Below are 17,012 nucleotides of genomic sequence, written 5' to 3'. Positions count from 1 at the left end.
GTTTTTACTCAGCGATCATCAGGGTTCATCAAGGGTTCCCCCCCGTCGTTATTCCTTTTTTTCGACAAATTAGGAATCCAGATCGTAAATTCACTTCCCCGCCCCAGTTCGCTCGACACCCTGATGCGACCGCCGTGTTTTTCGATCACCTGCCGGACATATGACAGTCCCAGACCGAATCCTTTCACCGGATGCAGATTTCCCGTCGGAACCCGAAAAAACCGGTCGAAGATGGCTTCGTGGTATGCACTTGGGATCCCGTTGCCGTTGTCTCGCACGGTCAGTTGCCAGCCCTGCTCATCAATTCGGCTGCTGATCCGAATCTGAACCGAATCCGCAGAATATTTGATTGCATTATCAATCAGGTTGTTAATGGCATTTGCAACGTGCAGCCGGTCGGCCTGTACCGGCCTCTCGTCCGGCTCGCTCGACACGGCAATGGCAACCGTCTTGGCCGGTTCGCCCGACCGCGCTTTCAGTTGATGGTTACCAACTACTTCCTGAATCAATTCGGCGGGTTTGATCCATTCGCGGTGCAGTTCCAGCTCCTTCTTTTCATCGACCGCCATGTTCAGCACCTTCTCAACCAGCTCCGACAGCCGTTGCAGTTCATTTTTAGAAATCCCCAGGTACGTCTGCGTTTTCTTCGGATCAGCCAGCGCGCCAAAGTTCTGCAACGCTTCCACAGCCGCCGAAACCGTAGCAATGGGCGTTTTCAACTCGTGAGTCATGTTATTGATAAAATCATTCTTGATCTCCGAGAGTTTTTTCTGCTTCAGAATTGTTGACAACATGTAAAGAAAGCACCAGGTGGTCAGCGCCAGCAACAGGGCCGATGCCGCCAACGGCCACCCCATTTTCCGCAGCATGTAGCCCGATGAGCTGCTGAATGACGCCTGCAAAAACTGTTTTTTTACCGGGTTGATCGGCATGGGCGGGGTTTTTACCGGCCAGGCTGTGGGCGTCAGCATGGCCATCTGCTTTTGGAGTAACTCCGGCTGCAACTGAATGGTGTCAAGCTGATACGTAGCGTCAACATCCCGAAGCCGCAATTCCGCCCGGTAGGTTGAATCAAACTTTTTCAGGTTAAACTGTTGGCCACCCGCCCAATCCAGAATGATCATATTGGAGATTTTTCGGGCCAGCGTATCCATAAAAATACGGTCGCGGGGCTGTCGTACGACCCGTACATTGCTTTTCGAACCGTTGGTTCGCACCAAAATGCTATCCTTCCGCTGCTTTATGATAATTTGTTCTTCAACTCCATCTTCCGGTTCCAGGTCCCGAAAATGAAACCGCCAGCGTTTTTGATCGGCGGGCACTTCCCCCCGAAACAACTGCCGGGCCTGGTTGATCTGCTGCTTTTCCACCGCCGAAATAAACGCGCTCCGCACCGTTCGCCGAAACTGCTGCTCGTGAAGCTGATAACTGGTATACAGCCAGTAAGCCTGAAAGGCCATAACGCCCAGGATGCAAACCATCATCAGCACGAAAATCGACCGGATTCGCTTTTTCATATAAGTCAAAAATATCAGCTTTTCGGGTCGATCTTAAAAACCGTTAACATTCATTAACAGTATATATGGTTATTTAACGTTCCATAAGGGCGGGGCAATCCTGATAACTGCCACCACTCACCGCTTAACCGACGGTGAATGAGTTTTCCGCCAAACCAACATCCTATGCATTCCACCGCTTTTCTCATTGGGTTACTGGCACTTACCTTCCACACACCCGATCGACCCAATCCCCAAAATGACCGTTCTGCGGTTAAACCGTTTTTACCACCGAATGCTGCATTGATTTACGAGTGGCCCAATCAATCCGCTTTCACCACCCAGCACTCAGGAATTGATAGTGTCGGCACCTTAGCCGCGCATCCGACCGGCAGCCAGCCTCGGCCCGGTTCCCGACTGCCAACCGTCGATTACCAGGGAACCGCCGTGATCACGTCTGCCCCCGTGACCTTGGGCCGCACCAATCCCAATGCCCGCCAGGTTTTGCAGAACAATTACCCATTTGCCGAGCAGAAAGCCCGGTTTGTGGTTAACCTCAACCGGTTTCCAGCCTTCGCCAGCACCCCGGTTTTTCCCTTTGTTTATGACGGTCCGTTCTTTTTGCCGTCTGCTGAATTTGACGTATTAAGCCGGGGCGCCACGCACGTATTTCCCTCACCCCGGCTGCGTATGAGCGGCTATTTTACCCGCCAAAACCTGCCCCGGTCAAAACGGGCGGTGATGATCGGGGATGCCACCGTTTACAAACTGGCGGGGATCTGGGCCGATCAGTTGGCCCAAAAAGTGGGTGAGAAGGATCCGCGGGTGATCCGTCTGCGGGCGTTGCACGCGGGTCCCAAAGTAGATGGACAAGTCAAGCACCGCATGATCATTGACCCGGCAACGATTAATTACATGGCGCCCTTCATGTGGGACGAAATCAAAACCCAGGGCGGCCAGGGCGTCGGTGTTGACCTGGTGAGTTTTGATATCGAAACCGAGCAATATCCAGCCGTTGAAAACATCAATAGTCCCATTCCTCCGCACAACGGACGCATTGCCGACCAATACCGGATGCTCGGGCTGCTGTACCTGGCTGTCGGCCGCATTGCCGCTTTGGAAGGCATGCCGATCCGCATCATGGCTTATTCCGATGGGCTGATCGAAGGCGGGGGCAGACTCTGGAACAAGGAAGACCGCAGCCAGCTGTCTAACTACCTGACGAGCAATGACCCAAACCGTCCCTACAGCGCCAGTGAACATCCCTACATCCAGGCTTTGGCAACCCTGGGCGGTTTTGTGGGCAACGGCAATTATTCCCGCTGCACCTGGTCGCACGAATCGTGGTATGACAAAGACGCCAACGGCAAGTACATCCTGGAAAATGGAGTGCGCCGGACGCGAACCACCGACCATACCGGAACCTTGTACGGACAGCAGGTTCGCTTGAAAGGCATCGATCCGAAGGTCAGCAACCAAAAGGAAGCCGACGTAGCCATGCTCTTTCCAACGTACACCCTGTCAGCCATTCAATCCTACGGTTTTGCGCTCAACGATGGACAGCCGCGCCGGCGCAAATCCCAGAAAACCGCGGTTTTCAAGAACGTCGAGATGTCGGAATACCTCCGGCACGATACCGAAACGCTGGGTTTTGCGCCCGGCAACGAGTTTGGTGACCGACCGCTCCATCCGCAAATGATCGAAAATGTAGTCATCAGCCGGTCGGCTTTCACGGCGCTGTGGTTCTGGTCGGCGGAAGGCCCCTACGAATTTGGCCGGGATCAGAAAGGGGGCGTCTCGGCCAAAGGCCCCATTGAGTTTATCCTGAAAGGGCGTCATCGCTCGCAAAATCTGCTGGTGCCGTTTTTCCAAAAACATGCCGACTATTGGATTGGATTTCCCTTTAAAAATTACCTCAACGAGTTCGACGGAGACCCAAACCGGGCCAATGCCGGGTATGCACAGAAGTTTCCACCCTTGTGGATTCTGTCGGCGGGCCGGGATGTGCTGGTGAATGCCTGCTATTTTGCGCAGGATGAAAATGAAAACCGGGAACTGAAAATCACGCACGTTAAACTCCCCGGCTGGAGTCAGACATTACCGCTAAAAGGCCGCGAAACAACGTTTGAATGGCTAACCCTGCCCGCCGGAATCACCGACTGCGACCCCAAAGATTTACGGCTCGAATACACCGACCTGATGGGGACAAAGCGGATTGTATCCGGCGACTGGCATTACCCGGCCAACTAACGCACCAACTCAACCATGTCTGGAAAATACCTTCGGACATGGTTGCTTGTTTCTAAACGCTCCCAAAACCGATGGAATACACCATTGCAGCAGCCTAACAAACGGTTGGTTTCAGCCGATTACGCTGCCAGTTCTCCGGGAAATTTCCCGTATTTGCTGACACCGCAATCGATTCGCCCATTGCATTCGTAGATATTAGCAAATTAAATTGACCAGAACAGTATATGGTTAGGATGAATTAAAACGGATCTTATTCTCTGTCCTATTTTCAAAAACATCGCCCGGCTAGTTCGCCGGGTTTATTTTTTTAACCGTTTACTACATGCCCAAAACTATTAGATCACCGGTACGTTATTAAACCGTATCCGTACAGATTTAAAATTTGTTTAGTAATGGCGTATCATACTGGATCAATAAGGCCGCTACTTTATTGATAATACGAGTTTTTTTTCACAATTTTCATTAACAAAACTCACAGCGATATGGCAATTGCATGGCTCATTTCAGGCGTTGTATTAGCGTATTATTCCATGAAAGCGTTACGGGCTCCTGGCAAACCCAATTGGAATAAGGCAATTGTGTCTACCATCTTCTGGCCGCTTTCCATCATTACGAACTGGATGACCGAAAAAAAACAGCCTAAATAATCAGATTCCCTGCTTCTGGTTCCTATCTTTTAGCTGCGTCTGCTAACCGAACAGAGATAGTGGATCATTCCACCCAACCGTAGCTTCCGAGAATCGCGTACTCCAGGGATAAGTGTATTTTCAGAAAAAAACGGCTTGGCCTTATTCCGGCATGCAGACTTCGTCGGCGGTACTGTGACCTACCTGGCCGCACAGCCAACGAATTTAGGGTACGTTTATGGAGGAACGTCGGGGTAAATGCACCCATCAACGGCCCCGCTCAATTATTCATCCAGAATCTGCCAAAATCTCATTTCTCATCCTTATCTTTCCCCTTTCATTTGCATACAACAACCGTATTGGGATTGGGCAACGCTGGTCTTCTATGGCTTTTCGGCACGACAGTGCTGGCCTACCGTACAGCTTGCTTTATCCGTGTATTGCTTTCAGCCTCATGAACTATAGGTTCTTTTTTCTGCTGCTCATCTTTCCCTTGGTTACCTGGGGGCAAACCGATCCTTCTTTAAGAAATACGACCTGGGGAATGTCCCGGCAACAGGTAATTACCACGGAAAAAAAGCTTAAACCGATCGCTGTCAAGCCGGAGTTTATTCAGTACCCCAGTGTGCGATTCGGCGAAAATATCTGCCGGTTGACGTACCACTTTCTAAACAACAAATTAGTCCGGATCGAATACCGTTATGTCCCCCGGAAAGCCACCGAAAAAGCTGCGAATGTGGCTTACTACCAGCTCGATGAAATCCTGACTAAAGAAAATGGACCGCCCATCCAAACACCTGACCTTGCCGAACTCAGTCAGGCAGCTCCCGCCCAGGCCAATCACCTGGCCGCTTTAGAGAAAGCCGAATTTTTCAAAGTATGGGAAAAGCCAACCATTGTGATTGCGCTGGAATATTGGCCCGACAGCAAAGGCGAAGAAGGGATTACGTTTGTCAATTACTTCGATAAACTGGCGGATATCAGCGACTTGCCATCTCCTAAAAAGTAAAATTCACGGCCTCCATTTGATGGAAAGCACAGCATAGTCTCGTTAAGAACCTAGTTAAAAGAGAAAAAAGAAAGGGGCAGCTCATCTGCCCCCTCTGTAAACTGCCTGTAGCTTATGAGCATGAAGGCGTAAGGTCTTACGCATCCTTCCTGCGCCACACCTGGTTTATCGTTTTGAGTTCATAGCCCATTAACCCTAACGCAATCACCAAAACGACCACGTACAGAAAAGCCGCTTTAACATTCGCCAGGTTAACAACACCTCCTAGCTGTTGCACTGGCGAGCGGGGTTTCAGGTAATTGGAAAGAAAAGCAAAACCGTACAAAACCGTTCCATAAAAAACAACGGCCAGATTCAGAAGTACGACGAGCAACCCAACACAGGCGCAGATAGCGATTACTCTTCTGACATAAAGCGGTGACAGTATCCTGTGCCCCATAATAGTTCCATCAGATAGTCAATACTTCTTTGCTGGCCGACCGCTTAATTCCAGGAAATAAAAACTCCGTCATGAAACGATGGCCCAAATACATAGAGCATAGCCCAGGGATACTTCTCCGTAGGTTTAGAGAAGGGAATAAAATCAATACAGAAGTTCATTTTATACACGTTTCGTTTTTCCTAAAATTAGGTTTTAGGTCGCAAACATTCAATCAAATTGAGTGATATGTCAAAATCGAGTACTTACGAAGAATTCTTGAGAGAAATAAACCCAACTCCCGGTATTTTATTGGAGAAGAGCAATGGTGGAAGAATCCCTCCAAAGTACGCACTCCTACCGTGGTGATTTTCCTTCAATTTAAATCAATTGCTCAGTTTTCCGCTGAGTTATTGGCAGCTATAAACATACTCGGTAATATCAATGAAAGTACGCTCAAATCGACTGATGCGAATTCTGCGAGTGACTTTACCCTGGCCGTCAAACGTATATCTGTATTCGGTGAGACCAACTGTATTACCATTGTTATTGACAATGACTGTTTTCATCAACAAGTTCCGGTCTGTCTTACTAATGAAAGGTGTAGGGTTGGGAATATTCATTTTAGTCACATCGAAATCTGAGGTGGCAACGCTACCAGTCCCTTCTGATTTCACTGCGTTTCCTCCAGAAATTGTTATTTTTTGCCCATACTCGTTTTCTACTACATAGCCTTCGCTGTCGTAGACGACGCCGGTTTTGGGGATAAAACCGTGCTGATCCAGCGTATAGGTATACTCCCGGGTTTCGCTCGGCCAGCCTTCGTGCACAAATTTTACACTCAATTGACCGGGCGTGTAGTTATACGTATTTTTTTCCAGCCCTCTTACTAAAGGTTTGGATTGAGTCTGTTCAACCAGCCTTTTCTTCGCGTCATAGTTGTACCAATAGCTATTCTCGTTGGAGGAAGCCAAGGCATACCGCTCCCCATCGATTTCCACAATGTCACTTACTTTGACATACTCACTGGACAAAAAGTTATCCCCAATTTTTACATCTTCTCCGGGTAAAAGCTTACGCTTTTCTACCTCACGCACTTGCGAGAGCAAACAATTTTCATACGGATTCGATAACGGTACGGGTGCCAGGTGATCCTGCACCGAGCAAGCCCCAAGAATCATGAACAAACTAAGTGGTACTAAGAATATACGGATAAGTGCTTTCATGAAAAAGTAAAAAAGTGGTTGTTGATCTATTAACTCATCGGGAAGATGCTAGCAGCTAAAAACTTGTATAACAGCGACTCAGAGCACTGAAAATGGAGTAGAAATAAAACAATAGGCACTGCACCCCATGCAAATAAATACTAAGTAGACTCGTTTACTTAGTATAGAATTTATACTCAATCTTCAACGACCCCTAAACTTACTAAAAACTCCTAGCAAGGCAAGAATAAACCTTCCTGTTTTTGCGAACGAACAAAGGATCAGCCCCCACTTGCTGCAAGCTCCCTATCCTTAACATACGTTAACATTAAATAACAGTGCTTTACAAGCCCCCGCTGCATCTTTGTACGGTCATTTTGTCAGCCACTCAATTCCGTTTTCTCATGAAGATTCTTCGATTTGTCATCCTTACCATCTGCGGTCTGGGACTAGGCGCACCGACGGTTTTGGCCCAGCCTAAATCCGGCCGAATCACGTACGAAGTCATGCAAAAGGTCGATCCGTCACAAATGCGCGTGGTAATTAACGGGCAGGAAGTCCGGCCAGGCAGTGCTGATGCGCCCCAGCTCGACCTACCCGACACCCGCCTGTTTGCACATTATTTTGTTTTTTCCGGCTCCTATGGCAAAGAAGAACAGGATCGCAGTACGGGCGGTATCACGATCCGGCAATTCCCGCAGGGCGATGGCCCCGGAGCCGGTGGTCCTGATGGCAGGCAGAGCCGCAACCACCAAAATATCAGCGGACGGCCATTTGAGCGGAGCGTTTTCTGGAATCTGGCGACCCTCAAAACCGTCGAGGTGGTTAGCGTACAAAAAGATTCTGTGACTAGACACTACCTGACAGAAAAGCCCCTCAATCGGTCAATGGGTTGGCAGGAATCGGGCAAAACGAAAAAAATTGCGGGGTACACCTGCCAGAAAGCAACGGTTCCGTTCCGGAATCTGACTTATACGGTATGGTATACTACCGAATTAGCGTTCACTTATTCGCCCGTGGCCAGCCTGACGCCCGAAAAAGGGGTAGTGCTGCAAATTGAAAGCGATAACGAAGCCTATCAAGCGACCCGGATTGTAGACGAAAAGGTAGAGGAAAGTACCTTGCAACCACCAAAAGATGCGCAAAAGGTGACGTCCGAAGAATTGAACACGATTCGGCAGAAGGCGATGGCCGACATGCACCAGAACATGCTGAATCAATTCCAAAACCGTAATTAACATCAGCTGATGCCATCGCCAACTCGAACGGATTGCACTTAAACAACAAGTCAGAAAGAACGATGCGTTTTTTACTCCTTACTCTTCTGGTATTCATCAGCCTTACGGTTGCAGAAGCACAGTCTCAGATTCGGGGAACGGTTATCGACTCAACCACGCGTAAACCACTCCTGGAAGCCACGGTTTCGCTGCTGTCGGTTCGCGATTCGTCGGTCGTTGCGTTCATGATTACCAATCGAGAAGGGGAGTTTACGTTTAATAAGATTGCCGTTGGCACTTACCGGCTGCTGGTGACGTACGTGGGATACCGCAACAAATCAAAGGGCATTTCGGTAACCGCCCACCAACCGTCGGTTCAGGCTGGCCGGTTTGAACTGACCACTCAGGCCGTTGACCTGAAAGAGGTTGTTGTCAAGCAGGAAGGTCCGCCGATCACGATCAAACAGGATACGGTGGAGTTCAATGCGGACTCGTTCAAAACGCAGCCCAACGCGATGGTGGAAAACATGCTGAAAAAACTGCCGGGCGTAGAAGTAGACCGCGACGGCACCATCAAGGCACAGGGGCAGGAAGTGAAAAAAGTGCTGGTCGATGGTAAACCGTTCTTTGGTAACGATCCCAAAATGGCAACCCGCAACCTGCCCGCCGACATCATCGACAAGGTGCAGCTCTTTGATCAGCAGTCCGACCAGGCGCAATTTTCGGGTATCGACGACGGCGACCGCAGCAAAACCATTAACCTTGTCACCAAAAAAGACAAACGTAAAGGCTATTTTGGCCAGCAAGCGGTGGGTGCAGGACCGAATGAAACCAACGATGCCATACGGTATGCCGCCCGCCTGAACCTGAACCGGTTCAATGGTACGCAACAAATTTCGCTGGTCGGCCAGGCCAATAATGTAAATCAACAGGGCTTTACGGGTCAGAGCCTGTTCGGGGGCGGAGCCGGGCTGGGTGCTAATTTTGGCGGTGGAGGCATCATGATAGCCGATGGACGCGGAAGTGGGGGTTTTGGTGGCAACTCCAATGCCATCACCCGAACGCTGGCCGGCGGGTTAAATTACCGCAACGAATGGGGCAAAAAGGTCGACCTCGCTGCCAGTTATTTTCTGAACGACCTGAACACGACCATTGATCAGCAAAGTCGTCGCCAGTACGCTCTACCCGATACATCGTACCAGGTCAGGCAGAACACGGCATCACGCAACCAGACCACCAGCCACCGGTTTAATATGCGGCTGAATTACCGGATCGACTCAATGACTACGCTGCGGATCGAACCCGGCTTTACCGTCCAAAACTCCGCCTATCAAAGCCGCAACCAATCCCAAACCGCGACCAGCGACGCCATTGGCACCGGTGGTTTTGCGGATTCCACCAACCTGATCAACGCGAGCAACACGCGCTACAATTCGACCGGAAACGGTATTTCAGGAAACAACAATGCCCTACTGATGCGGAAATTCAACCGCAGAGGACGGACACTTTCACTGAATTGGAACATCGCCGTCAACAACCAGCATACCGACGGGTATAATCAGTCGGTCAACGAGTTTTTCGGCGAAACGGGCGGACGGAAGCTAACGATTAATCAACGAAATGAGCAAATCAGTAAATCGGTCACCAACACGATCAATCTGGCTTACACGGAGCCATTGTCGCTCAGCAAAACCCTGGAATTTCACTACAATTACTCCAATAACCGCAATTCCTCCAACCGAACAGTAAACGACTACGATGAAGCAACCGGTTCCTATACGGTTTTGAACCCAATCCTAAGCAACAATTTTGTCAACACCTACCAGACCAATCGCGTTGGTTCAATGCTGCAAACAAAGCGGCTGAAGTACTCGTACGCCATCGGCTTTGACGTCCAGCAAGCGGCCTTGCAAAGCAATAACCAGACAACCGATACGGAGTTACGCAAGAGCTTCACCAACCTGCTGCCCAACGCCACGTTCACGTACACCTTCAGCAAAAACCGCTCACTACGGTTCAGTTACCGCAGCCGGACCAATGCTCCATCAGTCTCGCAACTGCAACCAGTGCCCGACAACACCAACCCGTTGAACATCCGACTGGGCAATCCCAATCTGAAACAGGAATTCACCAACACCATCTCACTGAATTACAACAACTTCCAGTCAACAAACTTCCGCTCCGTATTTGCCACGCTGAACGCCAGCCAGACGAACAACAAAATTGTCAATGCCAGCACCTTCAGCAGTCAGGGAGCACAAACTACGCAACCCGTCAACACCAACGGTTTTTATAATGTAACCGGTTTTCTGGCGCTGGGCCGACGCATTCAGGCACTGAAAGCCAATGTCAACCTGACCAGCAATGCGAACTTCAACCGGGGGGTTAGTCTGGTGAATAATCAGCTCAACCGCTCGCGAAACTGGACAGTGAGCCAGGGCGCCCGCATTAATTCAAACTTTGACGAAAAACTGGAATTTGGCCTCAGCGGAAACCTAAGTTATCAGACAGCATCATACTCCCTTCAGTCATCCCAGAACACGGAATTTTTCAACAAATCGATCAGCGGAGACCTTTATTATCAACTCCCGTTCCGGCTGGTCATTACAACGGACATTACCTACAATAATTATTCGGGCAAATCAGCGGGATCGGTACAAAACTTTGCCCTCTGGAACATGGCTCTCACGCGGCAGTTTTTCAAAAACAAACAGGGTGAACTCCGCTTGCAGGTTTATGATTTGCTGAACCAAAACCGTAGTGTCAACCGGAATGTGACCGAAACCTATACGGAAGAAACCACCAGCCAGGTACTCAACCGGTATTTCATGCTGAGTTTTACCTACAATCTACGGCGGTTTGGCAGCGGACCGCAATCCCGTTCCAACCGGCAGGAAAGAAATCCGTACGCGCCACAACGGGGAACGTTACGATCGAACCGAATGAATTGACAATAATACCGTTATTCTTTATCAGAAATTAGTAAGAACGAGCGCTTCAGTTCTTTAGATACCAGGCACAACTTAGTATAATAAGCCACCAATTTTATCCTGGTGCTTTACGGTTCGATAGCGCATGAAAACGATTGGCTTTCTGACAATTCTGACGATTTTGGGCTTGATGGGTTGCCAGACTGACCAACTCCCGGACGACGTGCAAGTGGCGCTGGAGAAAACACCCCAGACGGTGGATTATAATCTGCACGTCCGACCCATCATCTCAGACCGTTGCTTCAAGTGCCACGGTCCCGACAAAGCCAAAATAGAGGGCGGTTTACAACTGGCGAATTTTGAGGAGGCCACGCTCGAAAACAAAGAAGGGCGTCGGGCCATCGTACCGGGCAGCATAGCCAAAAGTGAACTGGTAAAACGGATTCTGAGCCACAACCCGGAGGAGGTAATGCCTACCCCTGCGTCGAACCTGACGCTGAGCGCGGACGAGAAAGCCGTTCTCATCAAATGGATTGAGCAAGGTGCCGAATACAAGGAACACTGGTCACTGACAAAGATCGAAAAACCAACTGTGCCACGCGTCGGGCAAAGTTTTTTGGCGCGCTGGGGGCTTACATCCGATGAAGAAACCAAGTGGGTTCGTAACGAAATCGACCGGTTTACGCTGGCGAAAATGAAGGAACTGGGGCTAAAACCGTCACCGCAGGCCGAAAAAGCCACGTTGCTCCGCCGGATTTACCTGGATTTGACGGGACTACCGCCCACGCCCGCCGAGGTTGAGGCTTTTGAAAATGATCAATCGCCGGACGCTTACGAACGAGTGGTAAACAAGCTACTGGCGTCTCCGCATTACGGTGAGCAACAGGCCGTAAGCTGGCTCGATCTGGCCCGTTTTGCCGATTCGCAGGGTTATCAGGATGATCCGATGCGCAACGCGTTTCCGTACCGCGACTGGGTTATCAACTCATTCAACCAGAATCTGCCGTTCGACCAGTTTGTGCAGTACCAATTGGCCGGTGATCTGATGCCCGCATCAAAAACCCCGACAATTCAGCGGGAAAAGATTCTGGCGACGGCTTTCAATCGGCTGCACGCCCAAAGTGGCGAAAACGGGATTGTACCGGAAGAATACCGCATTGAATACGTCGCCGACCGCGCCAACACTTTTGGCAAAGCCTTTCTCGGCCTGACGATGGAGTGCGCCCGCTGCCACGACCACAAATACGATCCGATCAGTCAGAAAGATTACTATTCGCTGTTTGCGTTTTTTAACCAAAACAAGGAAACCGGCCAGATTACGCACAACGGCGAAGCCTGCCCCACCGTGATGCTGCCGTCTGCTGAGGCCGAGCAAACGTTGAAATTTATCCGCACCCGGATTCAACAAACCAAAAACCGCTTACAGCCCGAACTTTACCAAAAGCCGTTTGAGCAATGGGCCTCGCACCCGTCCACTTTCTCGACCCTGGATCAGGGCTTGCTGGTTCATCTGCCGCTGGATTCTGGCGTAAACGATTCGTACGAAAATCGGGGGAAGAAAGAATTTACCGCTTTTGTTACTGGCGATAAAGAGCGAAAACCGCTGCCAATGACAGGACGGGTTGGTCAGGCTATAACGCTGCGGGGCGATTGTGGCATCGGCATTCTGTCAGAAGAAGTAGACCGGATCAAAGGAAAACTGGTGGAGTCTCCAAAGCGGTTTGGCAAAGGACTGAATTTCGAACGGAATCAGGAATTCTCGGTCAGCATTTGGGTCAATCCCATGCAAAAAGGCGTGGAGGGAGCGGTTTTCCGCCGAACCAATTACGCCAATGAGGGCTACCGGGGGTATTCGGTCAGGTTGAATCCGGACCAGACGCTGACGGTTTTGCTCAGTTACGTCTGGCCCGCCAACTGCATCGAACTCAAAACGACAAATAAACTTCAGCTCAACCGCTGGCAAAACCTGACGCTGACCTACGATGGTAGCGCCAAAGCCGCCGGGGTACGTTTTTTTGTGGATGGCCAACCCGCCCAGATGCGCACCATCACCGATAACCTGACCAAAGGACTGCTGCACGGCGAGTTCAACTCCAACAAACTGGGCAAGTTCTACGGGTTTGAACTCGGCCATGACTCCCAGGAAAAAACGCTGCACGATGTGGGTGTCGACGAGCTTCGGATTTACAACCGTCAACTATCGGCACTGGAAGTTCAATCGCTGGCGGGCAGGCCCGATCCGGTCAACGGTTTACTCCAAGTTTCGGCTCCGCAACGAACCGCAACGCAACGCCAGACACTTTTCGAACATTACCTGCTGACGGCCGATTCGGTATATGCCCAGACCAGACGGCATTTGTCCGCCTTGCGGGGGCAGGAAGTAGCGGTTTTGTCGGATATTCCCGAGGTGATGGTGATGCAGGAACTGCCCGCTCACCAGCAGCGGAAAAGTTTCATTCTTAACCGGGGTGTCTACGATGCGCCGGGCCAACCGGTTACAGCCCAGACTCCGCTTCGGCTCGGGACACTCCCCGCCCATTATCCACAAAACCGTTTGGGGTTAGCCCGGTGGCTGCTCGATGAGAGTAATCCCCTTTTCGCCCGGGTGATGGTCAACCGATTGTGGCAGAATTACTTTGGCAACGGTTTGGTCAAAACCCAGGAAGATTTCGGCAGCCAGGGCGATTTACCGTCGCATCCCGAACTGCTCGATTGGCTGGCGGTTCAGTTCCGGCAGGATAACTGGGACACCAAGAAATTCATCAAACGTCTGGTGCTATCAGCTACTTACCAACAATCGTCCAAAGCCACGTCGGAGGAGATCGAACGGGACCCCGACAACAAGTGGCTTACCCGGGGCAGCAGTTACCAACTATCCTCCGAACAGGTCCGCGACAATGCCCTGGCTGCCAGTGGCCTGCTCGTACGCCAGATCGGAGGGCCCAGCGTTTACCCCTACCAACCCGCCGGCATCTGGGAAGCGCTGGCGACCCGCAACACGATCCGCTACGTGCAGCAACACGGCGATAGTTTGTACCGACGCAGCCTGTACACCATCTGGAAACGAACCAGCCCCCCGCCCATGATGCTCAATTTCGACTCGCCCGACCGGAGTTTGTGCACCGTTCGGCGACAAAAAACCGCGACCCCTTTGCAGGCACTGGTCACGCTCAACGACCCGCAGTTTGTAGAAGCCGCGCGGGTACTGGCCCAGCAAACCATGCGCACCCAATCCAGTCCCAACGCACGCATCCGGCATTTCTTTTTATCGGCGATTTCCCGAAAACCGCGCCCTCGGGAGCTGGCGTTGATGAACGAACTGTATCAGAAAGCTTACCAGCGTTTTAGTAACGCCCCGGAGCAGGCCGAGTCGTTGCTGAAAACCGGGGAATTTGAGCGCGACCCAAGCCTGAAAGGCCCAGAACTGGCGGCTTACACGCTGGTGGCCAATACGATTTTGAATTACGACGAAGCCACGATCAAACGCTAAGTATCATGACCAACGAGTTGCAAGACCGCATTCACGACGAAATGAGTCGCCGGACGTTTCTGCAAAGCAGTGGACTGGGCTTGGGCGCTGCGGCTCTCTCTTCCCTGTTACCCAACAACCTGGCCGCAGCGACGCCCGATCCGGGCGTCGGCTTGCCCCACTTTCCGGCCAAAATAAAACGGGTCATTTACCTGTTGCAAAGCGGAGCGCCGTCGCAGCTGGAAACCTTTGATTACAAGCCGAAGCTGGAACAACTCTGGGGTAAGAACCTGCCCGAATCCGTCCGCCAGGGGCAGCGGCTGACGGGGATGTCGGCGGGGCAAAGCTCATTTCCGTTGGCGGCATCCGTGTATAAGTTTGCGCAGTACGGCAAAAGCCGCGCCTGGGTCAGTGAACTGTTGCCGCACCACACGACGATGGTTGACGAGCTGTGCTTCATCAAATCAATGCACACCGAACACATCAACCACGACCCCGCCGTTACCTTTATTCAGACGGGCAACCAGATCGGCGGACGGCCTTCGATGGGTTCGTGGGTGAGTTACGGGCTAGGCTCGGAGAACAAAAATCTGCCCGCTTTTGTGGTGCTGCTGTCGCGCGCGCGCAACGGCGACCAACCGCTTTACGCCAAATTGTGGAGCAACGGTTTTATTCCGTCAACGCACCAGGGCGTGGTGTTCCGGTCGGGCCCCGATCCGATTTTCTACCTCAACAACCCCGAGGGCGTCGATAAAACCTCCCGGCGGATGATGCTGAATTACCTGGCGAAACTATCTGAAGACCAATACAAACACGTTCTGGATCCCGAAATAAACAGCCGGATGCAGCAGTACGAAATGGCGTATCGGATGCAAACGTCCGTGCCCGAAACGCTCGACATTTCGAAAGAACCGGATTACATTTTCGACCTGTACGGCCCCGAAAGCCGAAAACCGGGTACGTATGCCGCCAATTGCCTGTTAGCCCGCAAATTAGCGGAGAAAGACGTACGGTTTATTCAACTCTACCACCAAGGTTGGGATCAGCATGGGAATTTACCCAAAGACATCAAAATCATGGCTGATTCGGTTGATCAACCGACGGCGGCCCTCGTGAAAGACCTGAAACAACGGGGATTGTTGGACGATACGTTGGTGATTTTCGGCGGTGAATTTGGCCGGACCAACTATTCGCAGGGCAAGCTTACCAAAGATAACTACGGCCGCGATCACCACCCGCGCTGCTTTACGATCTGGCTGACCGGCGGAGGCATCAAAAAAGGCATGACGTACGGACAGACCGACGATTTTAGCTACAACATCGTCAAGGAACCGGTTCACGTGCACGATTTGCAGGCCACGATTCTGCACCTGCTGGGCCTCGATCACGAAAAGCTGGTCTTCAAGTTCCAGGGACGGCGTTACCGTCTGACCGACGTGGCCGGGAAAGTAGTGAAACCGATTCTGGCCTGATCAGTCGGCCTGCGACGGCAGTTTATAGGACGGACCCGTGTTCTTTTTGGTCCCTAACCGGTAGGTTACCGACAGCAGAATGTTGTTCTTCCCCGTTGCGGATTGGGGGGTAAAAATCCCTTTTTCAAACGAAGCCGGGCTGTAATTGGTCTGATTGACCCAGCCCGTCTGTATGATCCAGTGTTTGTCCAGCTGGTAGCCCACCCCGGCATACACCCGATTCCGCTCGAAGGTCGGGCCTTTGGGATTCAGGAAAAGCTCATCAAAAAGCGACAGAAAAACCGTTCCGGTCGTGATGGTTGGCTTGTTCAACGGCACGAACATGTTCAGCCGGTAACGAATCCGGTTGCGAAACGGCGTAGAACCGTCGCGGTTGGTAAACCAGCGCTGTTCGATGCGGTACCGGTGTTCAAACTTCAGCCGGGAAAGGTGTTGATTGACCACCAATTGCTGCCAAAACCGTTTTTCAGTGTTCAGCGGACCGTCAGAAAGCTCGTGGTAATCGTACGTAGCGTAATGCCCGCCAGCCAGCGTAAACGTAAAGTGCTGGCTAAGGTCGTAGCTGATGCCACCTTTCAATTCCCGGTAGAAAAACTGCTGGAAAGCCGCGTTGCTTCTCGCCTGAACCTCGGCAAAGCCTCCCCATTTGTCGTTGCCGCCCGGCAGCTGAACCGTTCCGATGAACCAGCTTCCCCAGGGAGTCGATGGCGTCAAGGAGGTCTGGGCGAAAGAAAACGAGAAAGCGAGTATCAATAAACTGACCGTCAGGCCAATAACGACTCGGAGCCGCTTCATAGTAAACATTGTGTTGACGATTCAAATTTACAATGCCGTAATGAATGACTCCTATGGTTTACACAATCTTAACAATTTGATAATAATGGCGTAAACAATCTGATTACCAATCATTCAGTTGGTGG

Annotated in this window: 11 protein-coding genes; 7 read left to right on the top strand and 4 right to left on the bottom strand. The window is 51.2% G+C overall.

Going from position 1 to position 17,012, the window contains the following annotated elements; genetic code table 11:
* Nucleotides 1–8: 8 nt before the first annotated feature.
* On the bottom strand, nucleotides 9–1,517 hold the full coding sequence (locus tag ACYVH9_RS10690) for a sensor histidine kinase (protein ID WP_460636304.1): 1,509 nt from the start codon (nucleotides 1,515–1,517) through the stop codon (nucleotides 9–11).
* Between the two features lie 165 nt (nucleotides 1,518–1,682).
* Here ACYVH9_RS10690 and ACYVH9_RS10685 point away from each other — a divergent pair, with 165 nt between their 5' ends.
* From ACYVH9_RS10685 to ACYVH9_RS10675, 3 genes are all read left to right on the top strand, one after another.
* Nucleotides 1,683–3,746: a hypothetical protein gene (locus tag ACYVH9_RS10685; protein ID WP_460636303.1), complete on the top strand. Its 2,064-nt coding sequence runs from the start codon at nucleotides 1,683–1,685 to the stop codon at nucleotides 3,744–3,746.
* A gap of 482 nt (nucleotides 3,747–4,228) precedes the next feature.
* Nucleotides 4,229–4,393 (top strand): hypothetical protein, encoded by a 165-nt coding sequence (locus ACYVH9_RS10680; RefSeq protein WP_460636302.1) that lies wholly within the window; start codon nucleotides 4,229–4,231, stop codon nucleotides 4,391–4,393.
* Nucleotides 4,394–4,826: 433 nt separating this feature from the next.
* Nucleotides 4,827–5,381, top strand: coding sequence for a hypothetical protein (locus ACYVH9_RS10675; RefSeq protein ID WP_460636301.1), 555 nt, complete (start codon nucleotides 4,827–4,829; stop codon nucleotides 5,379–5,381).
* A gap of 136 nt (nucleotides 5,382–5,517) precedes the next feature.
* On the opposite strand, the gene ACYVH9_RS10670 is transcribed toward ACYVH9_RS10675, so the two are convergent.
* Together ACYVH9_RS10670 and ACYVH9_RS10665 are read right to left on the bottom strand one after the other, a co-directional pair.
* The gene (locus ACYVH9_RS10670) at nucleotides 5,518–5,754 is read right to left on the bottom strand and encodes a hypothetical protein (RefSeq protein ID WP_460636300.1); all 237 of its coding nucleotides are present in this window, start codon (nucleotides 5,752–5,754) and stop codon (nucleotides 5,518–5,520) included.
* Between the two features lie 455 nt (nucleotides 5,755–6,209).
* Nucleotides 6,210–7,025: a hypothetical protein gene (locus tag ACYVH9_RS10665; RefSeq protein ID WP_460636299.1), complete on the bottom strand. Its 816-nt coding sequence runs from the start codon at nucleotides 7,023–7,025 to the stop codon at nucleotides 6,210–6,212.
* A 383-nt stretch (nucleotides 7,026–7,408) separates the two neighbouring features.
* Between ACYVH9_RS10665 and ACYVH9_RS10660 the strand changes: the two genes are divergently transcribed.
* From ACYVH9_RS10660 to ACYVH9_RS10645, 4 genes are all read left to right on the top strand, one after another.
* Nucleotides 7,409–8,242, top strand: coding sequence for a GLPGLI family protein (locus ACYVH9_RS10660; protein ID WP_460636298.1), 834 nt, complete (start codon nucleotides 7,409–7,411; stop codon nucleotides 8,240–8,242).
* Between the two features lie 62 nt (nucleotides 8,243–8,304).
* Entirely contained in the window at nucleotides 8,305–11,172 is a 2,868-nt protein-coding gene (locus ACYVH9_RS10655) for a TonB-dependent receptor domain-containing protein (RefSeq protein ID WP_460636297.1), read from the top strand.
* Between the two features lie 124 nt (nucleotides 11,173–11,296).
* Nucleotides 11,297–14,641 carry a DUF1553 domain-containing protein gene (locus ACYVH9_RS10650; RefSeq protein ID WP_460636296.1) on the top strand — a complete coding sequence of 1,115 codons (3,345 nt, stop codon included), beginning with the start codon at nucleotides 11,297–11,299 and terminating at the stop codon, nucleotides 14,639–14,641.
* 5 nt (nucleotides 14,642–14,646) lie between these two features.
* Nucleotides 14,647–16,092, top strand: a complete 1,446-nt coding sequence (locus ACYVH9_RS10645; RefSeq protein WP_460636295.1) for a DUF1501 domain-containing protein — start codon at nucleotides 14,647–14,649, stop codon at nucleotides 16,090–16,092.
* Here ACYVH9_RS10645 and ACYVH9_RS10640 read toward each other — a convergent pair whose 3' ends face one another.
* The gene (locus ACYVH9_RS10640; protein WP_460636294.1) at nucleotides 16,093–16,887 is read right to left on the bottom strand and encodes a DUF2490 domain-containing protein; all 795 of its coding nucleotides are present in this window, start codon (nucleotides 16,885–16,887) and stop codon (nucleotides 16,093–16,095) included. It abuts the gene before it with no gap.
* Between the last annotated feature and the right edge of the window lie 125 nt (nucleotides 16,888–17,012).

The organism is Larkinella harenae (genome assembly GCF_054780515.1).
Note: the sequence above shows the minus strand (reverse complement) of the source record. Positions and strands in the feature narration are given on the sequence as shown.

What these genes read in the sequence shown, in the direction of transcription:
- ACYVH9_RS10690 (WP_460636304.1), bottom strand. Translation starts at nt 1,517, where the DNA reads ATGAAAAAGCGAATCCGGTCGATTTTCGTGCTGATGATGGTTTGCATC.
- ACYVH9_RS10685 (WP_460636303.1), top strand. Translation starts at nt 1,683, where the DNA reads ATGCATTCCACCGCTTTTCTCATTGGGTTACTGGCACTTACCTTCCAC.
- ACYVH9_RS10680 (WP_460636302.1), top strand. Translation starts at nt 4,229, where the DNA reads ATGGCAATTGCATGGCTCATTTCAGGCGTTGTATTAGCGTATTATTCC.
- ACYVH9_RS10675 (WP_460636301.1), top strand. Translation starts at nt 4,827, where the DNA reads ATGAACTATAGGTTCTTTTTTCTGCTGCTCATCTTTCCCTTGGTTACC.
- ACYVH9_RS10665 (WP_460636299.1), bottom strand. Translation starts at nt 7,025, where the DNA reads ATGAAAGCACTTATCCGTATATTCTTAGTACCACTTAGTTTGTTCATG.
- ACYVH9_RS10660 (WP_460636298.1), top strand. Translation starts at nt 7,409, where the DNA reads ATGAAGATTCTTCGATTTGTCATCCTTACCATCTGCGGTCTGGGACTA.
- ACYVH9_RS10655 (WP_460636297.1), top strand. Translation starts at nt 8,305, where the DNA reads ATGCGTTTTTTACTCCTTACTCTTCTGGTATTCATCAGCCTTACGGTT.
- ACYVH9_RS10650 (WP_460636296.1), top strand. Translation starts at nt 11,297, where the DNA reads ATGAAAACGATTGGCTTTCTGACAATTCTGACGATTTTGGGCTTGATG.
- ACYVH9_RS10645 (WP_460636295.1), top strand. Translation starts at nt 14,647, where the DNA reads ATGACCAACGAGTTGCAAGACCGCATTCACGACGAAATGAGTCGCCGG.
- ACYVH9_RS10640 (WP_460636294.1), bottom strand. Translation starts at nt 16,887, where the DNA reads ATGAAGCGGCTCCGAGTCGTTATTGGCCTGACGGTCAGTTTATTGATA.